This window comes from Campylobacter concisus, from assembly GCF_002912425.1.
Taxonomy (GTDB): domain Bacteria; phylum Campylobacterota; class Campylobacteria; order Campylobacterales; family Campylobacteraceae; genus Campylobacter_A; species Campylobacter_A concisus_AH.
The window spans coordinates 17822-36680 of record NZ_POYR01000040.1 but is presented as its reverse complement, the minus strand read 5'-3'; the positions used below and the strand labels follow the sequence as shown (position 1 = coordinate 36680).

18 protein-coding genes are annotated in these 18859 nt (G+C 42.1%); 7 read left to right on the top strand and 11 right to left on the bottom strand.

What is annotated here, in order from left to right; translation table 11 throughout:
• The first annotated feature begins 41 nt into the window (after positions 1 to 41).
• The 3 genes from CYP84_RS02290 to recG are packed head-to-tail and all read left to right on the top strand — an operon-like array spanning position 42 to position 4128.
• Positions 42 to 1088 carry a dehypoxanthine futalosine cyclase gene (locus CYP84_RS02290; protein WP_103636539.1) on the top strand — a complete coding sequence of 349 codons (1047 nt, stop codon included), beginning with the start codon at positions 42 to 44 and terminating at the stop codon, positions 1086 to 1088.
• Positions 1089 to 2318 (top strand): M16 family metallopeptidase, encoded by a 1230-nt coding sequence (locus tag CYP84_RS02285; protein ID WP_103636538.1) that lies wholly within the window; start codon positions 1089 to 1091, stop codon positions 2316 to 2318. It begins immediately after the preceding gene.
• Complete coding sequence (gene recG, locus CYP84_RS02280; protein ID WP_103636537.1) at positions 2308 to 4128, top strand: ATP-dependent DNA helicase RecG; 1821 nt, start codon at positions 2308 to 2310, stop codon at positions 4126 to 4128. The genes CYP84_RS02285 and recG overlap by 11 nt, the downstream gene beginning before the upstream one ends.
• A gap of 368 nt (positions 4129 to 4496) precedes the next feature.
• Here the strand turns inward: recG and CYP84_RS02275 are convergent, their stop codons facing one another.
• The 4 genes from CYP84_RS02275 to CYP84_RS02260 all read right to left on the bottom strand — a co-directional run bounded on the left by CYP84_RS02275 (position 4497) and on the right by CYP84_RS02260 (position 7771).
• Positions 4497 to 4820: a hypothetical protein gene (locus CYP84_RS02275; protein WP_103636536.1), complete on the bottom strand. Its 324-nt coding sequence runs from the start codon at positions 4818 to 4820 to the stop codon at positions 4497 to 4499.
• A gap of 111 nt (positions 4821 to 4931) precedes the next feature.
• Positions 4932 to 5705: an ABC transporter ATP-binding protein gene (locus CYP84_RS02270; RefSeq protein ID WP_012001386.1), complete on the bottom strand. Its 774-nt coding sequence runs from the start codon at positions 5703 to 5705 to the stop codon at positions 4932 to 4934.
• On the bottom strand, positions 5705 to 6712 hold the full coding sequence (locus tag CYP84_RS02265; RefSeq protein WP_103571291.1) for a FecCD family ABC transporter permease: 1008 nt from the start codon (positions 6710 to 6712) through the stop codon (positions 5705 to 5707). The genes CYP84_RS02270 and CYP84_RS02265 overlap by 1 nt, the downstream gene beginning before the upstream one ends.
• Before the next feature lie 3 nt (positions 6713 to 6715).
• On the bottom strand, positions 6716 to 7771 hold the full coding sequence (locus tag CYP84_RS02260) for an ABC transporter substrate-binding protein (protein WP_103636535.1): 1056 nt from the start codon (positions 7769 to 7771) through the stop codon (positions 6716 to 6718).
• Between the two features lie 219 nt (positions 7772 to 7990).
• On the opposite strand from CYP84_RS02260, the gene CYP84_RS02255 reads away from it, so the two are divergent.
• Both CYP84_RS02255 and CYP84_RS02250 read left to right on the top strand, forming a co-directional pair.
• Positions 7991 to 10222: a nitric-oxide reductase large subunit gene (locus tag CYP84_RS02255; protein WP_103636534.1), complete on the top strand. Its 2232-nt coding sequence runs from the start codon at positions 7991 to 7993 to the stop codon at positions 10220 to 10222.
• Positions 10223 to 10293: 71 nt separating this feature from the next.
• A complete protein-coding gene (locus CYP84_RS02250) occupies positions 10294 to 10848 on the top strand; it encodes a DUF1523 family protein (protein ID WP_103636533.1) in 555 nt (184 codons plus the stop codon).
• A gap of 13 nt (positions 10849 to 10861) precedes the next feature.
• Here the strand turns inward: CYP84_RS02250 and ybeY are convergent, their stop codons facing one another.
• Positions 10862 to 11299, bottom strand: a complete 438-nt coding sequence (gene ybeY, locus CYP84_RS02245; protein ID WP_103607966.1) for an rRNA maturation RNase YbeY — start codon at positions 11297 to 11299, stop codon at positions 10862 to 10864.
• 24 nt (positions 11300 to 11323) lie between these two features.
• Between ybeY and queC the strand changes: the two genes are divergently transcribed.
• Entirely contained in the window at positions 11324 to 12022 is a 699-nt protein-coding gene (queC, locus tag CYP84_RS02240) for a 7-cyano-7-deazaguanine synthase QueC (RefSeq protein WP_141089183.1), read from the top strand.
• Positions 12023 to 12078: 56 nt separating this feature from the next.
• Here queC and CYP84_RS02235 read toward each other — a convergent pair whose 3' ends face one another.
• A complete protein-coding gene (locus CYP84_RS02235; protein WP_103636531.1) occupies positions 12079 to 12723 on the bottom strand; it encodes a flagellar biosynthesis protein in 645 nt (214 codons plus the stop codon).
• 221 nt (positions 12724 to 12944) lie between these two features.
• Between CYP84_RS02235 and hcp the strand changes: the two genes are divergently transcribed.
• Positions 12945 to 14273, top strand: a complete 1329-nt coding sequence (hcp, locus tag CYP84_RS02230) for a hydroxylamine reductase (protein WP_103636530.1) — start codon at positions 12945 to 12947, stop codon at positions 14271 to 14273.
• 33 nt (positions 14274 to 14306) lie between these two features.
• On the opposite strand, the gene CYP84_RS02225 is transcribed toward hcp, so the two are convergent.
• Genes CYP84_RS02225 through mobB form a run of 5 tightly spaced genes read right to left on the bottom strand, consistent with a single transcriptional unit; the run spans position 14307 to position 18795 of the window.
• Positions 14307 to 15284, bottom strand: a complete 978-nt coding sequence (locus CYP84_RS02225; protein ID WP_103611348.1) for a ferrochelatase — start codon at positions 15282 to 15284, stop codon at positions 14307 to 14309.
• Entirely contained in the window at positions 15285 to 17219 is a 1935-nt protein-coding gene (metG, locus tag CYP84_RS02220) for a methionine--tRNA ligase (protein ID WP_103636529.1), read from the bottom strand.
• A 15-nt stretch (positions 17220 to 17234) separates the two neighbouring features.
• Entirely contained in the window at positions 17235 to 17453 is a 219-nt protein-coding gene (locus tag CYP84_RS02215; RefSeq protein ID WP_103636528.1) for a hypothetical protein, read from the bottom strand.
• The gene (locus CYP84_RS02210; RefSeq protein WP_258033877.1) at positions 17453 to 18316 is read right to left on the bottom strand and encodes a class 1 fructose-bisphosphatase; all 864 of its coding nucleotides are present in this window, start codon (positions 18314 to 18316) and stop codon (positions 17453 to 17455) included. The genes CYP84_RS02215 and CYP84_RS02210 overlap by 1 nt, the downstream gene beginning before the upstream one ends.
• Positions 18316 to 18795, bottom strand: coding sequence for a molybdopterin-guanine dinucleotide biosynthesis protein B (gene mobB / locus CYP84_RS02205; protein ID WP_012001396.1), 480 nt, complete (start codon positions 18793 to 18795; stop codon positions 18316 to 18318). Before mobB ends, CYP84_RS02210 begins: the two co-directional genes overlap by 1 nt.
• Positions 18796 to 18859: the final 64 nt, after the last annotated feature.

Sequence of the window (18859 nt, the reverse complement as noted above, 5' to 3'; positions counted from 1 at the left end):
CTAAACTCTCGCCCAAAAATAAGCAAAATAAAAGGTTAAATTTGAAAAGACTTAGTGTAAATGAAGCCATCGATCTTATAGAAAATGCACCGCTTTACGAGCTTGGCAAGATGGCGCTAGCTAGAAAAAAAGAGCTTCATCCAGAGGGCATTACGACCTTCATCGTAGATCGCAACATCAACTATACAAATGTCTGCTGGGTGGATTGTAAATTTTGCGCATTTTACCGCCACGCAAAAGAAGAGGACGCTTACGTGCTAAGTTTTGAGGAGATCGGCAAGAAGATCGAGGAGCTAATAGCCATTGGCGGCACGCAAATTTTATTTCAAGGTGGCGTTCATCCAAAGCTAAAGATCGAGTGGTACGAGGAGCTTGTCGCCTATATCAGCAAGCACTATCCAAGCATCACGATACATGGCTTTTCTGCCGTTGAGATCGACTACATCGCAAGAATTTCAAAAATTTCTACAAAAGAGGTCCTAAAACGCCTAAACGAAAAGGGCTTATACTCGATGCCGGGAGCTGGAGCGGAGATTTTAAGCGACAGGGTGCGTGACATCATCGCCCCTAAAAAGTGCGACACCGCAGACTGGCTTCGCATACACAAAGAGGCGCACGAGCTTGGCATGAAGACGACTGCTACGATGATGTTTGGCACGGTTGAGAGCACCCGCGAGATCGTGGAGCACTGGGAGCATATCAGAAATTTACAAGATGAAACGGCTGGATTTAGGGCATTTATACTTTGGAGCTTTCAAGGGCTAAATACAAAACTCATGCAAGAATTCCCAGAGATCGAAAAGCAAAGTTCAAACGTCTATCTAAGGCTTCTTGCGGTTTCAAGGCTCTTTTTGGATAACTTTAAAAATATCCAAAGCAGCTGGGTCACGCAGGGCAGCTATGTAGGCCAGCTAGCGCTTCTTTTTGGCGCAAACGACCTTGGTAGCACAATGATGGAGGAAAACGTCGTAAAGGCAGCAGGGGCAAGCTTTAGGATGAATCAAGACCAGATGATCGAGCTTATAAAAGATGTCGGCGAAATTCCAGCTAAGCGCAACACAAACTACGATATTTTGGAGAAATTTTAGATGAAAATTTTAGATATCAATGTAAAAAATGTAAAAATCCCAGTCGTTTTTGAAAGCTCAAAAGCGATGCCAGTAGTGAGCCTAAAGCTAGTTTTCAAAGCAGCTGGTAGCTCGCAAAATGGCAAGCTTGCAGGCCTTGCAAGGCTAAGTGCAAATTTGCTAAACGAGGGCGATATGAAGCTAGGCTCGGCTAAATTCGCTAAAGAGCTTGAAGTGCGGGCGATTAGCCTAAATGCAAGCTGCGGCTTTGAGACATTTTGCATCGATATAAACTGCTTAAAAGAGCACTTTGCCTTTGCGTGCGGCAAGCTAAAAGAGCTTATAAGCGCTCCAAATTTAACTGATGAAATTCTAAATAGGTGCAAAACCGTCACACTTGGCGAGATCGCAGCAAATGAAAACGACTTTGACTACGTGGCAAGACAGGGGCTTTTTGAGATTTTATACCCAAAAAGCGTGCTTTCAGAGCCTAGTATCGGTACTAAAAAGAGCATAAAAGCGATCACGCTTGAGGATGTAAGTAAATTTTTAAACGAGCATTTAGACCTTTCAAATTTGCTTTGCGTGCTTGGTGGCGACATCGACGAGAAGCAGACAAAAGAGCTTGCTAGCGTTTTAGAAATTCTAAAACCTGGCAAGGTGCGAAAACTAGAGCGCTTTAGCCCAAGCGAAAAGTGCGAAAGTAGCGAGATCATCAGGCAAAGCGAGCAGGCATATATCTACTTTGGCGCACCATTTAATGTAAAACCTGAAGAGAAATACAAGGTTGCAGTGGCGACATTTATTTTAGGTGAGGGTGGCTTTGGCTCGAGGCTAATGGAGGAAATCCGCGTGAAAAGAGGGCTTGCATACAGCGCCTACGCTAGAAATTTGCTAAATCTCTCTTACAGCCAGCTTTACGGCTACATGCAGACAAAAAATGAGAAAAAAGATGAAGCTATCGCCGTTATAAAAGAGGAAATTTTAAAATTTAGCAAAAAAGGCGTTAGCAAGGCCGAGCTTGAGCAGGCGAAGAAATTTTTACTTGGTTCGTTGCCACTTAGACTTGAGACGCTATTTAAGCGCCTTGACATCGCACAAGGCGAGTTTTACGAACATGGCGAGCTTGGGGTATTTTTAAAGGACCTTGATAAAATTTCAGCCCTTTCGCTAAGCGAGCTAAATAGCTTTATAAAAGCCCACGCAGAGATAAACGAGCTAAGTTTTTGCGTCTTAAAAAATGAAATTTGAAGCAAGTGACAGAGCAAAACTTCTAAAAATAGGCGTGCTTAGCCTGCTTGACCTTGCTCTTGTGCTGCCAAAGGGCTTTGAGGATACGACGATCGCTAAGAGCCCAAGAGAAGGGCAGGTCTGCATAAATGTAAAGATCACTTCGCTCGCTTCGCGCCCTGGCATGCTGACAGCACTTGCCTTTTGCGAGCTGTGGCAAAGTAGCGTAAAGATCGTCATTTTTAACGCAAAGTCTTGGCATTACGGCGCTTTTAAGGTCGGCAAAGAGATGGCTATATATGGGCTTTGCTCCTACGCCTTTGGCTCGTGGCAGATAGTAAATCCAAAAATCACCACAAAAATAGGCCAGATCGTGCCTAAATTTAAGACCGAGCTAAAAGATGAAGAGCTAAAAAAACTCATCTTAAAATATCTAAATTTACAAAATTTACTAGCCGAGGGCTTAAATGAAAAAGAAGCTAAATTTCTAGCTGATTTGCAGCGGCTAGATGAGCAAAGCGTGCAAATTTTATACCGCCTAAAAAATGATGGCGAGGGCATGGAAATCTTAAAATTTGTAGAAATTTTTAACTACATAAAAAAGCTAAGTGCCAAAAAAACCTACTTTAAAAGCCCAAAAATCAAGCTTTTTGACATAAGCTCTTGGCTTAAGAGCCTGCCATTTACGCCGACAAATGATCAGATAAACGCGATAAATGACATCAGAGACGACCTTAGTGCTGTGCAGGCAAAAAGGCGCGTCATAATGGGCGACGTGGGAAGCGGCAAGACGCTGGTGATCCTAGCAGCAGCTCTTAGCGTCTATCCGCAAAGTGCCATTTTGATGGCGCCAACAAGCATCTTAAGCGAGCAAATTTATAACGAAGCAAAGAGGCTGCTACCGCCTTTTATGAATGTGATGCTGGTGCGAAGCGGGGAGAAAAAGATAGACTTTAGCGGGGTAAATTTGATCGTTGGCACGCATGCGCTACTCTTTCACGAGCTGCCAAATTCGCCGCTTGTTATGGTCGATGAGCAGCACCGCTTTGGCTCAAACCAGCGTAAAAAGATAGAAGAGCTTGCCTCAAACGAGGACGAGCGAGCAAATTTCGTGCAGTTTTCAGCTACTCCGATACCTAGGACGCTAAGTTTAATCCAGTCTGAGATCGTAAAATTTAGCTTTTTAAAGCAGATGCCGTTTAAGAAAAATATAACGAGCCAAATTTTAGGCACTAGCGAGTTTGACTTTTTGCTAGCTCATATCAAAAAGCAGGTAGAAAATGGCTTTCAAGTAGCCATCATCTATCCGTTAGTCGAGAGCAGCGAAAAATCAAACTACCAAAGTCTAAGCGAGGCACAGGGCTTTTGGCTAAAGAATTTCAAAAATGTCTTTGTCACGCACGGCAAGGACAAAGAGAAAGAGGAAATTTTAAGGCGATTTAGAGAAGAGGGCGAAATTTTGCTCTCAACCACCGTTGTTGAGGTTGGTATTTCGCTGCCAAGGCTAAATACGATAGTGATCGTGGGCGCTGAGCGGTTGGGGCTTGCCACGCTTCATCAGCTACGAGGCAGAGTGGGGCGAAATGGCGGCGATGGATACTGCTTTTTATTTACCAAGCTAAAAGAGGCGCCAGCTAGGCTAAAAGAATTTTGCGCGACAAATGACGGCTTTAAGGTGGCCGAGCTTGATCTGAAAAATCGCCAAAGCGGCGACATACTAAATGGCTTTTTTCAGCATGGAGCGACCTTTAACTTTTATGGCTACGAGGACGACATCACGCAGGCTGCAAAGGCCAGAGTGGCGGAATTTAAAAATAAAGCTCAAATTTGATCTTGTGGGTTGTGTTAAATTTAAGGTAGATAATTTTTTGGCTAAGAGGATTTAAATTTGCGTCAAATTTAAGATGAGGGCGCAAGCTTTTATGGCTAGCTTTAAATTTGATAGAAAATGGCAACTATTACGCGGTTGATTTGGTTTTGTTGCGACTGGTCTTGTCTTTTTCAATATTGCTGTTAAAAAAGGGTTGCTAGCAAACCAGTCTAGGCTCTCTGTGACAAAATGGCTCAGGGTTTTAAAAAGGTCTTTGCTTTTGCGCTATATCTAAATTTGTCTTACCTAGCGAAATCTAATCTTTCGCAGGCTCTTTCAAAATTTACATGAAATTTGATATGGCAGGATAAATTTGCTCTTTTTGTCGCTCACTCCCAAACTCCTATATTTTCTTTCTTAAATTTCGCCATCATATCTTCGTTACCAGAGTTTTCGCTAACCCAAATCCACTCTTTGATATTTTTCGTTAGCCATTCGTTTTTTACTGCGTATTTACAAACAAATAATGCTAGGTTTGCTAAATCTTTTTCATCGCCTTTTGCGTGAAAAGTATTTTTGTCAATCCTAATCAGATTACATTGTTCGGCAAGTCTGTCCAAATACTCGTAAATTACGTCTAGTTTATACTTTTTCTCTCTTAAAACCTTTTCTTCATCGATCACGATCTTTGTGCCTAGTAGTGGGTAAGCCATAGTTATCCTTTCAAATTTATTTTGCATTTTAGCATTTATGGTTAGTAAATTTAAGTAGAAATTTTTAGATAAAACGAGTGATCTGCCCTTAAAAATTAAGAGCAGATAAATTTATAGTGGATAAGTGAGGCAGCAGTTTCTTTTTACTTCGTCGATGTAGCTCACGTTTAAATTTAGTCCGTAAAGCTTGCTTAAATTCTCACTTCTAATGATCTCATCAACCGTGCCAAATCCAACCTCGCCATCACCTTTTACAAGTGCTACATATCCACCAAGAAGCACGGCAAAGTCAGGATTGTGAGTGGTTAGCACGACCGAGTAGCCAAGCTCTTTTAGCCATTTGACGGTGCGTAGGAATTTATACTGGTTGCCAAAATCAAGCGCGCTCGTTGGCTCGTCAAATATGATCATCTTTGGCTGCGCAGCCATCGCACGAGCAATCATACACATCTGCTTTTGACCGCCACTCATCTGCGTGATGAAGCGATCCTCAAGATACTCGATCTCAAGTTTTTTGGTGTAAATTCTAGCGATCTCTTCATCCTCTTTGCTAGGTCTTGCAAAGATACCAAGGTGCGCCGCACGCCCCATCGTGATAAACTCAAGTCCAGTGTAGTCATACTCTGTAACCTCGCTTTGAGCCACGTACGCCATGATCTTAGCGCGCTCTTTGTTGCTTAGGCTATCTACGTTTTTACCATCAAGAAAGATCTCGCCTGAAACTGGCTTTAGCGAGCCGCTTATTAAGCCTAAAGTTGTTGATTTGCCAGCTCCATTTCGACCAAGTATGGTTAAAATCTCACCTGCGCCTATCTTTAAATTTACATTTTCTAGTTTGCCAGCCCCATTTGGGTAGCTAAAGTTTAAATTTCTAACTTCAAGCATCATGCAACCTTTTTATTTCGCCATAAAACCCAGACGAAAAATACCGTGCCGATAAAGCCAGTAAGTACGCCAAGAGGCACTTCGCTCACGCTTATGCTGCGCGCTAAAGTATCAACAAAAAGCAAAAATATCGCACCCATAAATATACTTGCAGGCATGCTTTTTATGTTATTTGCGCCAACTAGCATACGCGCTAAGTGAGGCATGAGAAGCCCCACCCATGCGACTATGCCGCTTATGCAGACACTGCACGCTGTAAGAAGCGTAGCGCAGATGATGATGACAGCGCGCTCAAAAGCCACATTTACGCCTAGCCTAGCCGCACTCTCGTCGCCAAGAGAGAGCAAATTTATACGCCAGCTCATGGCGATAAGTAAAATGGCGCAGATGATCATCACTGGAGCTACGTATATTAAGTTATCGCTATCAAGCTTTGCAAGGCTACCAAGCTGCCAATAAACAATGTCAGGTAGCTTTGTCTCAGGGTCTGCGACATATTTTAAAAAGCCGATTATTGAGCCCATGAGGCCACTTACAATGATACCAGAAAGAACCAGCATAAGCGTGCTCGCGCGCCCCATCATCTTGGGTATGGCTAGAGTGATAGCAACGGCTGCTAGGCCAAAGCCAAATGCAAAAATTTGTATCCAAAATAGCGATAGATCAAAGATGATAGCAGTTGCTGCTCCCACGCAAGCACCAGCCGAGACGCCAAGAAGATCAGGGCTTACTAGCTGGTTTTTAAAGACGCCTTGATAGGCTGCACCGCTCACGCTAAGAGCAGCACCGACTAAGATAGCGGCTATAATGCGCGGTATGCGTAAATTTTCTATCACGTTTGTGATGTTGCTAGCTGCGCCATCTCCAAGACCAAAGCTGTGAGCTAGCACGCTAAAGACGTCGTTAAATGGTATGTAAAATCTACCAACGCCCAGTGCGACAAAGGCGCAAACAAGCGTTAGTAGAGCTAAAAAGATAACAACTATTGAAAAATTTGCGTTTTTCATATCTTATTTACTGCTACCATCTGGATTTAGGCCTTTTAAGATATAGCCATACTCTGTATCGGTAAGCTCGTGACCTAAAAACTCTTTATAAAACTCTTTTGTTTTTACTTTCATATCGACATCTTTAAATAGATCTGGTTGGATAGTTTTTGCTGCCCATAAAATTTGAAGTACGTTTTCAGCACCATATCTATCCCAGCTAAATACACCTTTTGGGTTACCATAAACTTTGCCGTTTTTAACAGCGTTTGAGCCAGAGAATGCAGGGTGCTCTTTTATCTTTTTGATCTGTGCGTCTGTGTCATTGCCGCCAACGATGATGATATCAGGGTTTGCATTGATGATCTCTTCAGCGCTAACTTCGATCATTGAACCCTCAGTATTGATAGCATTTACACCGCCACCTAGCTTGATCCAAGTATTTTCGATAGTGTTTGTGCCATCAACTTTTAGCAAATTTGCACCACCAAGCAAGTGAAGTACTTTTGGACGTTTAGCATCAGGGATGCTTTTTGTTCTTGCTGTTACAAACTCAGAGTTATCGTGGATTTTACTAGCAAGTTTTTCAGCTTTTTTTCTAGCGTCATCAGTGCCTATAACTTCAGCTGTTGCGTAGATGCTTTTTTCCATATCTGGGTAGTCTCTAAAGATCAAATTTACCGCGCTAAAGCCGTTTTTGATAAGCTCGTCTTGGTAGTTTTTGTTAGAAACTATGATAACATCAGGGGCAAGCTTAACAAGCTCTTCGATCTGAAGGTCTTTGCCGTTTAGTGCAGCTGGTAAATTTTTAAGTTTTGGATAGACGTGCTCAAACCACTTGTTGGTTTTGATCAGATCAGTTGTGGCTACAACCTTATCCATACCGCCAAGTGCTAGGATGATCTCGTTGTTTGCATTCCACAGTGCTGCGATCTTCTCAACTTTTCCTGGGACGCTTACTTTTACGCCTTGCATATCGGTGATACTTCTTGCAGACTCAGCAGCGCTTAGGCTAAGAGCTGCAAAAAGTGAAGCAACAAGGCCTATTTTAGCCACTTTGTGCATGAAATTCATTTGCATATTTTTTCCTTTTTTTCGTGTGAAATAGTTTGGTTGCTATATTACTGCTATTTACATTAATATTGTGTAAAATTTGCATGTTCATTGTGAAAAAATTGCATATTTTGTAAATTCATATAAAGCTAATAGGATAAATATTCTCTTTTTATTGACATATATCATTAGTCACTATTTTGAAATGAGATAAACTTTCTCCTAAATTTTAAAAAAGGAGAATTGATGCGTGAATACAAAAGATACTGGCTCGCACTTGTTGCTGTGCTGGTAGTTTGCTTTAGTATTTTAGGCTACTACGGCGTTGAGGTTTATAGAAATTCGCCTCCAGTTGTAAATTTCACTGACGAAAATGGCAAGGTCGTGATCGATAAAGAGAGTATCTACAAAGGTCAAGAGGCTTGGCAAAGCATAGGCGGTATGCAAGTTGGCTCTGTTTGGGGGCACGGGGCATATCAAGCGCCTGATTGGAGTGCGGACTGGCTTCACAAAGAGTTAGTTGCCTTTTTAGAGATCAAAGCTGATGAAATTTATCATCTAAAATACGCCGATCTAAACGCCGAGCAAAAGGCAAATTTAAAGGTTTTGCTTAAAAAAGAGTATAGAGAAAATAGCGTAAAGGACGATAAATTTGTGCTAAGCACTGATAGGCTAAAGGCGATAAGTCAAGTAGCTAGCGAGTATGCTGCTCTTTTTGGAGATGATCCTAAGTTTAAATCATTAAGAGAAGCTTATGCGATGAAAGAAAACACGCTCCCAGGTGCAAGCGACAGAGCTGATCTAAACAACTTCTTCTTCTGGTCAGCCTGGGCGACAGCGACAAACAGACCTGGCAGCGAGGCAACCTACACAAATAACTGGCCACACGAGCCGCTAATCGATAACGTGCCAACAAGTGAGAATATCTTTTGGTCGATCGCAAGCGTCGTGATACTTCTAACAGGAGTTGGACTTCTTGTTTGGTTTAGCTCATTTTATGGCAAAAAAGATGATGAAAAGCTTGAGATTGTTAGCGAAGATCCTCTTAAAAAGCTAAATTTAACACCATCACAAAAGGCGCTTAAAAAGTATCTCTTTGTCACGCTAGCTCTTTTTGCGTTTCAAATTTTAATAGGCGGCTTTACAGCTCACTACACAGTCGAAGGACAAGAATTTTATGGCATAAATTTATCAGCCTACATTCCTTATTCGCTTGCTAGAACGTGGCATATACAAGCTAGTATCTTCTGGATAGCGACTGGATTTTTAGCAGCTGGACTATTTTTAGCCCCTATCATAAATGGCGGCAAGGATCCAAAATTTCAAAAGCTTGGCGTTGATCTGCTCTTTTACGCGCTACTTTTCCTTGTAGTTGGCAGTTTTGTGGGCGAATATCTAGCTATCGCAAACATCATGCCTATAAATTTAAGCTTCTGGCTAGGACATCAAGGATATGAATACATCGATCTTGGACGTGTTTGGCAGATCATTTTGTTTGTCGGTCTTGTCATCTGGATGTTGCTTTTACTTCGTGGATTTGCAGGCGGCTTTAAAAACAAAGGCGATAAAAATTTACTAGCTATCTTTGCTATGTCAGCGGTTGCGGTTGGCTTATTTTACGGAGCAGGACTATTTTATGGACAAAGAAGTCCATTACCAGTGATGGAGTATTGGCGCTGGTGGGTCGTGCATCTTTGGGTTGAGGGCTTTTTTGAAGTCTTTGCGACGGCTTCACTCGCCTTTGTCTTTGTCTCACTGGGCCTTGTCTCAAAAAGATTTGCGACATTTCAAACGCTTGCAAGTGCGTCACTCTTTATGATAGGCGGGATCCCAGGCACCTTCCATCACCTCTACTTTGCAGGCACTACAACGCCTATAATGGCTATTGGTGCAAGTTTTTCAGCGCTTGAGGTCGTGCCTTTAGTCTTGCTTGGAGCTGAGGCGTATGAGCACTACAAACTTCAGTTCGCTCAAAGCTGGGCTAAAACGCTTAAGTGGCCACTTTACTGCTTCATCGCAGTTGCCTTTTGGAATATGCTAGGTGCTGGTGTCTTTGGATTTTTGATAAATCCTCCGATTTCACTATTTTACATCCAAGGACTAAATACAACGCCAGTTCACGGACACGCGGCACTATTTGGTGTTTATGGATTTTTGGCACTTGGCTTTGTTTGGCTTGTGGCTACTTATCTATTTAAAGGGCAAGAATTTGATGAAAATCTGATGAAAGTTGGCTTTTGGGGGCTAAATGCAGGACTTATGCTAATGATCGTGCTTTCACTACTTCCAATAGGAATTTATCAAGCATTTGCAAGCTTGGAGCAGGGCATGTGGTATGCAAGAAGTGCTGAGCTTTTACAACAGTCACACTTGCAAAATTTAAGATGGTTAAGGATGCTTGGCGATACGATTTTAATAATCGGCGGCATCTGCTTCTTTGCTCAGCTTTTAAAATTTATGCTTAATAAAAAGGCTTAAATTTATGGGGGCGCTTTGCCCCTTTATTTAAGCTATCTTTTCATAAAATAGTGCAAATTTAAAGGATAGAAATGATGATATTTTTAAAGAGAATTTGCGTTACATTTGTCGTGCTTTTGCACCTATTTTTGGCGTTTTTGGTTGATTTTTCATTTCCGCACTACGCAAGCGTGCAGATAACTGGCGGCGACGTAAAACGCATGGATAAAGATGGCATAATAGACGCCAAAAACCCAGCCGATGGACCTGTAAGAGACGTCTATTTTATCTACACAAAAGATGCGAAAAACGCTGAAAAAGTTATGGCTTATAGAAACGAAGATACGGCGTGGGGCTTTCCATTTTATTTTAAATTTAACTCAGCCGACATCCAAGCCAAGGCTCAAGGCTTTACAAATAGCGATAAAAACGTCACTATCAAATACTATGGATATAGAATTTCTATGCTAAACGAGTTTAGAAACGCGATCTCGATAAAAGATAGCGGCACAAACACCAGCTGGCCTATCGCTAGCTACGTGCTTTACTTTATCTTATTTATCTCGCTCATCATTTGGATAAGAAAGATAAACAAGGCTTTTGCGCCAAAAGTTGAAAATTTAGAGACAAAAAAAGAGGCTCTTTAAATCAGGGGCTTTATCAGCCCTTTTTGTTTATAAGATCAATGAGCCTAACGTCCTCGCTTCTTACGATTAGGCTCTTTGGCAAGTTAAATTTAGCTATTACCTCGCACTCTTTCTCTCTCATTTGCCCATCATCTTTTTCGTGATCGAAGCCTAAGATATGCAGCAAGCCATGTGTGAAAAGTAGCGCAGTTTCGGCATCTTCGCTGTGATTTAGCTCGGCTGCTTTTTCTTTTACCATATCTTTGTTTATGACTATTGAGCCAAGCGGGGCGTGGACGATGAGCTCAAGGGGAAAGCTTAATACGTCAGTGGTTTTGTCTATGCCACGCTCAGATCTGTTTAGCTCTCTCATCTCATCTTTGTTGATAAAAACTAACTCAACTTCACCTGGTGTTAGATATGAGCAAATTTGATCTAAAATTTCAGGATAACTCTCTTCACAAAGTATCATTTTTGGCTTGTCCTTAGTAAATTTTTGTATAATTTTAGCAAATTTAAAGGGCAAAATATGAAAAAAGCAGTTTGTATAATGAGCGGTGGTATGGATAGCACACTTTGCGCTGTGATGGCAAAAAGGGCTGGATATGATGTAGTCGCACTTCATTTTGATTACGGACAAAGAACAATGAAACGAGAAAAGCGCGCGTTTGACGAGATATGTGAGCGACTGGGCGTGGTTAAAAAAATAAATTTAGACGTTAGCTTCATCGCTCAAATAGGCGGAAACTCGCTAACGGATAAGAGCCTGCAGATAAGAAAAGATGGCGTTAGTAAGGATGTGCCAAACACCTACGTGCCGTTTAGAAATGGCGTATTTATCTCAATCGCTGCTGCGCTTGCCGAAAAAGAGGGGGCGCAGGCGATCTATATAGGCGTGGTCGAGGAGGATAGCTCCGGGTATCCTGACTGCAAAGAGAGCTTTATAAAAAGCATAAATGAGGCGATAAATTTAGGCACTTCGGCTGATTTTTCTTGCGAGATTTTCACGCCGCTTGTAAATTTAAGCAAGGCCGATATCGTGGCAAAGTCGCTTGAGCTTGGCTCGCCAGTAGAGCTAACATGGAGCTGCTACGAGAGCGAAGATGAGGCATGCGGGCTTTGTGATAGCTGCAGACTAAGGCTAAATGGCTTTAAAAAAGCAAACGCCGTTGATAAAATCCCTTATAAAAAGTGAAATTTGGCTTGAAATTTAAAAGCTAGCCACTATAAATTTAGTAGCTAGCCTAAAATTTATTCTAAATTTAGCTCACTTATCTGTTTTGCAAGCTTCTCTTTGTACTCGCTCAAAGAGCTTTTGATGATATTTGCATAGTCATTTTGATTTACTAAAAGATACTCCTCTTTGCGTTTTACAACCGTGCTTAGCTCCTTGTTATTTACGTTTAAAGTGGTGCTTATATCAGCGTTTAGACCGACTTTTACCGCACCAAGCGTTAAGTAAGTCCAAAGTTTTTCTATCTTTGCATTGACACTTATCGTATCCTTATCTACTTCATTTTCATTTTTTATGACCTGGTAGCCGTTGCTTCTAAAGGCATCCTCGATGCGCGCCCTTACTACGCTAGTTGTCCTTTGCTTGTTTTCTAAAATGACGTTCCATAGCCCTTTGCCGTAGCTATTTCTGGTTCTGCCGATGTATTTTTGCTTCTCTTTTGCGCTAACTTCATTTACATTGTGCTTGTATAAAGATGGAGTGCTGGCTTGTTTTGGGTTGTTTTCAAAAGCCCTCACATCCTTGACACTTTCGATGTAAATTTTGGTCTTTTTGCTAACATTTGAAGGTGCTTGCTCGTCAGGTAAGCTCACAAATATCCCCTTTGGAGCGCAGCCACAAAGCATAAAAGCGGCAAATACCACTAGTAGTAAATTTTTCATTTTCATCCTTTTAAATAAATTTCAAATGTAAATCGTTTTTTTTGTAAATTTTATTAACTCTTTGTGACAAATTTCAAATTTATATTTTGATATCCATAATCATAAAATCTTAAATTTAACAACTAAAATTTAAATTTAACTTTTCTTGACTGCTATCAACCAAAATAGCTAGCCACCTAGGATAAAATCCGCTTAAATTTTTAAATTCACAAGGAGAGACGATGAAAGATATGAAGATGTTTTGCCATCAGTGCGAGATGAGCGCTGAGGATGGATGTGGTGCAAAGGGCCAGCCTATGGGCACCTGTGGCAAGAGTGACACGCTAGCACTTTTGCAAGATACGATGGTTTTTGGTTTAAAAGGTCTTAGCGCATACCGCCACCACGCACACGAGCTTGGCGCTGATACTAGCAACGTTGATCGCGTTATGGCTGATACGCTTTATTTCACGCTTACAAACTCAAATTTCAACTTCGATGAGCACATCAAGCAGCTTCTTGAAGTAGGCGGTGCTGGCGTTGAGGTGATGAACCTACTAAGCGAGGCTCACACAGCTAAATTTGGCATCCCAACACCAGTTAGAGTGAGCCAAAACAAGGTCGAGGGCAAGGCGATCTTAGTAAGCGGCCACAACCTGCACGCTCTAAAAGCGCTACTTGAGGCGACAAAAGATAAAGGCATCAACATCTACACTCACTCAGAGATGCTCCCAGCTCACGGATACCCAGAACTACGCAAGTACAGCCACCTAAAAGGCAACGTCGGCAAGGCGTGGTTTGACCAAACTAAGCTATTTAACGAATTTAAAGGCGCGATTTTGATGACAACAAACTGCATCGTGCCACTACGCTCAAACTGCACATACGCTGATAGGCTATTTGGCTACTCGATCGCAGGCACAAACGGCGTAAAACACATCGAAAACGACGACTTCACACCACTTATCGAGTGCGCACTAGCCTGTGGCGACGTTAGCGGCTTTGATAGCGACGAGAGCCTAGTAACTGGCGGCCACTACAAGACTATCCTAACTTTAGCCCCACAAATTTTAGAGGCGATAAACACTGGCAAGATCCGCAGATTTTTCGTGATCGCTGGCTGTGACGCACCTGGCAAGGGACGCGAGTACTATAGAGAGCTAGCTGCTAGCCTTCCAAAAGACTGCGTGATACTTACTTCAAGCTGTGGTAAATTTAGATTTAACGATATAGACTTTGGTAACGTCCCAGGCACCGAGCTACCACGCTACATCGACCTTGGCCAGTGCAACGACAGCAACGGCGCAGTTAAGATCGCCCTTGCACTAAGCGAGGCAACAGGTATCGCAGTAAATGACCTACCAGTTTCTATCGTGCTAATGTGGATGGAGCAAAAAGCGGTCATCATCTTGCTAGCGCTATTTAGCCTTGGTATCAAAAACATCAACGTAGGACCTAGCTTGCCTAAATTTTTCAATGAAGAGATCATAAATTTCTTAGTGGATAAATTTAATGTTAGACCAATTAGCGGCGACGCGCAAGCTGATCTAAAATACTTCTTAGTTGAGTAAAAAACAGCCAGGGCTTAGGCTCTGGCTCTAAATTTAAAAGAGTCCGCTTTGCTCTTTGCTTTGACTTAAGCTATCAAGTAGATCCTCTTTTTTGCAAAGCACAAGGGCATAGACGAAATTTTGTAGCTTCTTTATCTCGTCTAAATTTTCATAAAAAATGGCGTTTTCAACCTTTAGCGTGCTATCTTTTGGCAGGCAAAATTTAAGCTCGCTTTCGCTGAAATTTCGCCTTAGAAATATGCTTTCAGTCAAAAATAGCTCTTCGTCTTCTTCAGCTATCACCGCTCTAAAACTGCTACCAAAGCCAACTGGCTTAAAGTCTTTGTCGATAAAGACTGGGTCAAAGTGCGATGAAATCCTGCTCTCTGTCACTTTAAAGCCGATATTGTTTTTCTTAAGATAGCCAAGAAGTCCGCAAAACATCCCAGCAAAAACCCGTGGGATAGATAAATTTTGATAGTATTTGTCGTCGTAAATGAGCGTTGTAAAGAAGATCGAGCTTGGATTTAGCACGCTTATGTTTGTGTCAGTCCAGGCTGTCTCGTAAAGTAGCGAGAGCCTTTGAAGTATCCTCGTATCGTCGCTAAAAAATGTGTCAAATAAATTTGCATGAAAAATTTTATAAAAAAGCTCGGTTAAATTTTCAGGTATAACGTGGGCGTTTTTTTCGAGGTGCGACTTCTCTAAAAGCGCTTTTATGAAGGGATTGACCGCGCAAAATTTGATATTTTTGTGGATCGCTTCAAAGCGCATGAGCTTGATGATAGCCGTTTGCAGGCTTGCTACCTTGATAAAGGCTATCTCATCGTCGCTTGGCGTGATCTCCTCTTCACTAATGATAGCGTAGGCTCCTTGCTTTATCGCAGGTGCGATCTGATCGCTTTGCGTAGCGATTAGAGCGTAGCCTCGTTTTATATTTTTAGCCTCAAACGCGAAGCTAGTCACGCTTGAGATGCTTGGGTTGTTTAAAATTTGCCCATTTATTATGTGGGTTAAATTTTCTATCGTCATTTAGCCAACGATCGCGCCGTTTTTGACCTTGCTCTGCGTGCCAAGAAGCGTTAGTGAGCCGTCTGATGCGCTTAGGATCATGCCTTGTGAGACGTATTTTTTCATCATCGTTCGCTCTTTTAAATTTGCTAAAACGCAAACTTGCTTGCCTACAAGTGAGCTAGGCTCGTAGTATTTGGCGATGCCAGATAAAATTTGACGTGGCTGCTCCTCGCCAAGATCTATCTTAAATTTAAGCAGTTTCTCGCTGCCCTCGACCCTTTCGCACTCGAGTACTTCGCCTACTTTTATAACGATCTTTGCAAAGTCATCGATACTAATGATCTCATCCTCTTTTTTCTCCTCTTTTGGCTCGGCCTTTGCCTCTACTTTTGGCTCTTCTTTTAGTCCTCTTACCTCGCCCATTAGCTCTTTTTCTATCCTTGGGAAAAGTGGCTCAGTAGCTTTTGCCATAAAATTTGAAATTTCATTTTTCAATACAAGACTCTCATAAGAGGCCGTATCTATGCTAAAGCCAAGCGTGTCAGCTATCTTAGCACAAGTTTTTGGCATGGCTGGGCTAAGTAGTATCGCCACTTTTGCAAGTAAATTTGCGCAAAGTGCCACGAGCGCGTTTGCCTCGTCACTTTTGCCAGCTTTTACAAGTGACCATGGCTCATACTTCGCAACGGCTGCGTTTGCAAGCGTTACAACCTTCCAAAGATCCTCTAAATAGCGGTTTGTCGCTAAATTTTCTAAATTTTTAATTGCCTCATCAAGATAGCCCTTCGCCTCATCAAGCTCGGCTTTGTGAAATTTGATCACATCTTTTGAGTTGATCTTGTAGTCGCTATACTTTGCGCTCATGCCTACGATGCGGCTTAGCAAGTTGCCAAGTCCGTTGCCAAGCTCTGAGTTTATGCGTTCGATCAAGGCCTTTTGGCTGTAGTCGCCATCTTGTCCAAACGGCACCTCTCTAAGCAAAAAGTATCTGAAATTTTCAAGCCCATAAGCGTTTGCGACCTCTCTTGGGTTTATGACATTACCCTTGCTTTTGCTCATCTTTTCGCCATCTATCGTCCACCAGCCGTGCGCTGCGACGTGTTTTGGCAGTGGCAAGCCAAGGCTCATCAAAAATGCCGGCCAATAAACTGCGTGAAAACGCAAAATGTCTTTGCCAACGATGTGTGTCGTGTGTGGCCAAAAGTCCATTCTAGCGTTATCTCTTGAGTATCCTAGTGTTGTTAAGTAGTTTATGAGCGCATCAAGCCAGACGTACATAACGTGCTTGTCGTCATTTGCGCTCTTTGGTAGCTTTATGCCCCAGTCAAAGCTCGTCCTTGTCACAGATAGATCTTTTAATCCGCCTTTTACAAAGCTTACGACCTCGTTTTTCTTGCCCTTTGGGATGACGCAAAGCTCGTCGTTTTCATACCATTTTAAAAGCGCGTCTTCATATTTTGAAAGTTTGAAAAAGTAGCTCTCTTCTTTAACCAAAGATGTCACGCGGCCGCAGTCTGGACAGCGGTTGTCCTCAAGTAGGTCTCTTTGGTTAAAAAATGTCTCGCAGCTAACGCAGTAAAAGCCCTCGTATTCGCCCTTGTAGATATCGCCGTTTGCTTGCATCTTTTCAAAGACATTTTGCACGGTTTGCTTGTGCTCTTCGTCGGTTGTCCTTATGAAGTGGTCGTAGCTTATCTCAAATTCATCCCAAAGCGATCTAAATTTCGCACTGATCTCATCAGCATACTCTTTTGGAGTTTTGCCTCTAGCGCGAGCTGCTTGCTCGATCTTTTGACCATGCTCATCAGTGCCAGTCATGAAGTAGGTCTCTTTGCCTTGCAAGCGGTTAAATCTAGCTAGAGTATCAGCGATGATAGTCGTGTAGGCGTGGCCGATGTGTGGCACGTCATTTACGTAATAAATCGGAGTGGTTATATAAGCTTTTTCTTTCATATTTTTCCTTTAAATTTAAAAATCAAATCCGCCGTCACTGCCGGTGTTGCCTTTTGACATCGAGTTGTAGCAGCTATTTACATACTCTATCCTCGTCTCGCAGTCAAAAAATGCCTCGCAGTTAAAACAGCTTTTGCGACCTTTTTGCTCTTGACACTCTTGCATAACTTTTGCCTTTTGTTTTAGGGCTAGCTCAAATGCGTCAAGTGGCTCGTTTGCTTGTGTTTCTTGCATTATTTTTGCTCGTAAAATTTATGCAAAAGAGAAATTTCATCACGCGAACCAAAGAAGCATGGCGTAGTTTGGTGAATTTTTTCTATTTTTATATCAAAAAGTGTTTGATTTTTGCCATTTGTCGTTGCGCCCTTTGCGTTTTCATATATAAAGGCAAATGGCAATACTTCAAAGACAACCCTTAGCTTGCCATTTGGATGATCGCTCGTTGCTGGGTAGCTAAAAAGACCGCCGCCTTTTAGTAAAATTTGATGCAAGTCGCTCACCATCGCACCTGAGTATCTTAGTCTGTAACCCTCGTTAAATAGCTCGTTTATGAAGTTTCTATGCGTTTGGCTCCAGCCTTTTTGCGTAGCTCCTGTGGCGTTTAGTTTGCCTTTTTCTTTTAGCTCAAGCTCTTTTACAAATTTAAACTCGCCATCTTTGCCAAGTCTATAAAATTTAGGCAAAGCGCCCTTTTTCTCGGCAACTACTAGCTCAAGTCTTGGACCATAGATGCTGTAAGCTGCAGCTATTAAATTTTCTGGTTTTACCTCGTCTTCGTAGATGCCAAAGATCGAGCCAACGGCGAAATTTACATCAACTAAGCTTGAGCCATCTAGTGGATCGTAAGCGATGATAAATTTAGCGTTTTTATTTATCTCAAGCTCGTCCTCTTTCTCTTCGCTAATCAGCGCTTTTACGCATGAAAGCTGCTTAAATTTAGCTGTGATGATCTCATCGCTTTTGACATCAAGCTTTAGCTGGGTGTCGCCAGTTGCGTTTTCGTGAGTTGTGTAGCCAAGATCGGCGTATTTTATGACCTCGCTTATCTCTTTTGCGATATCTTTAATGGTGTTAAAAATTTGGTTTAGTTCTTGCATTATACAGCCTTTGCATTTTTGATTATCCACGCACAAATGGCGTCTATATCGTCTAAATTTAGATTTGTGATCTCGTAGGGGATCTGCTCTTTATAGGTAGCGATCGCGTCTGAAAAGCTAAGATATGCTTCATCGATCTCACCTCTAAAGACGCTTAGTCTTGGCAGTGGCAGCGTCTTTAGCCCCTCGACTAAGAGCATGTCAAACTCACCGATCATCCTTATGACCTCGTCTATGCCTTGCGAGCTTTGTGAAAAGTAAGTCGTTCTAGTCGGACTCATCACGACTACGTCAGCTCCTGCCTGAGAAAATTTAAAGCTATCCTTGCCTTCAACGTCAAATTTGGCCTTGTCGCCTGGGTCGTGCTTAACTACAACGACCTTTAGCCCATCATCTATAAATTTTTTTGCGACTTTTAAGATAAGCGTCGTTTTTCCGCTATTTGAAGGGCCAGAAAAAGCAATGGCAAGTCTTTTCATAAGAGCCTTTTTTGTTAAAATTTCTTGCGATTATAGCTCATATTGGCTTTAAAATTTATGAGTG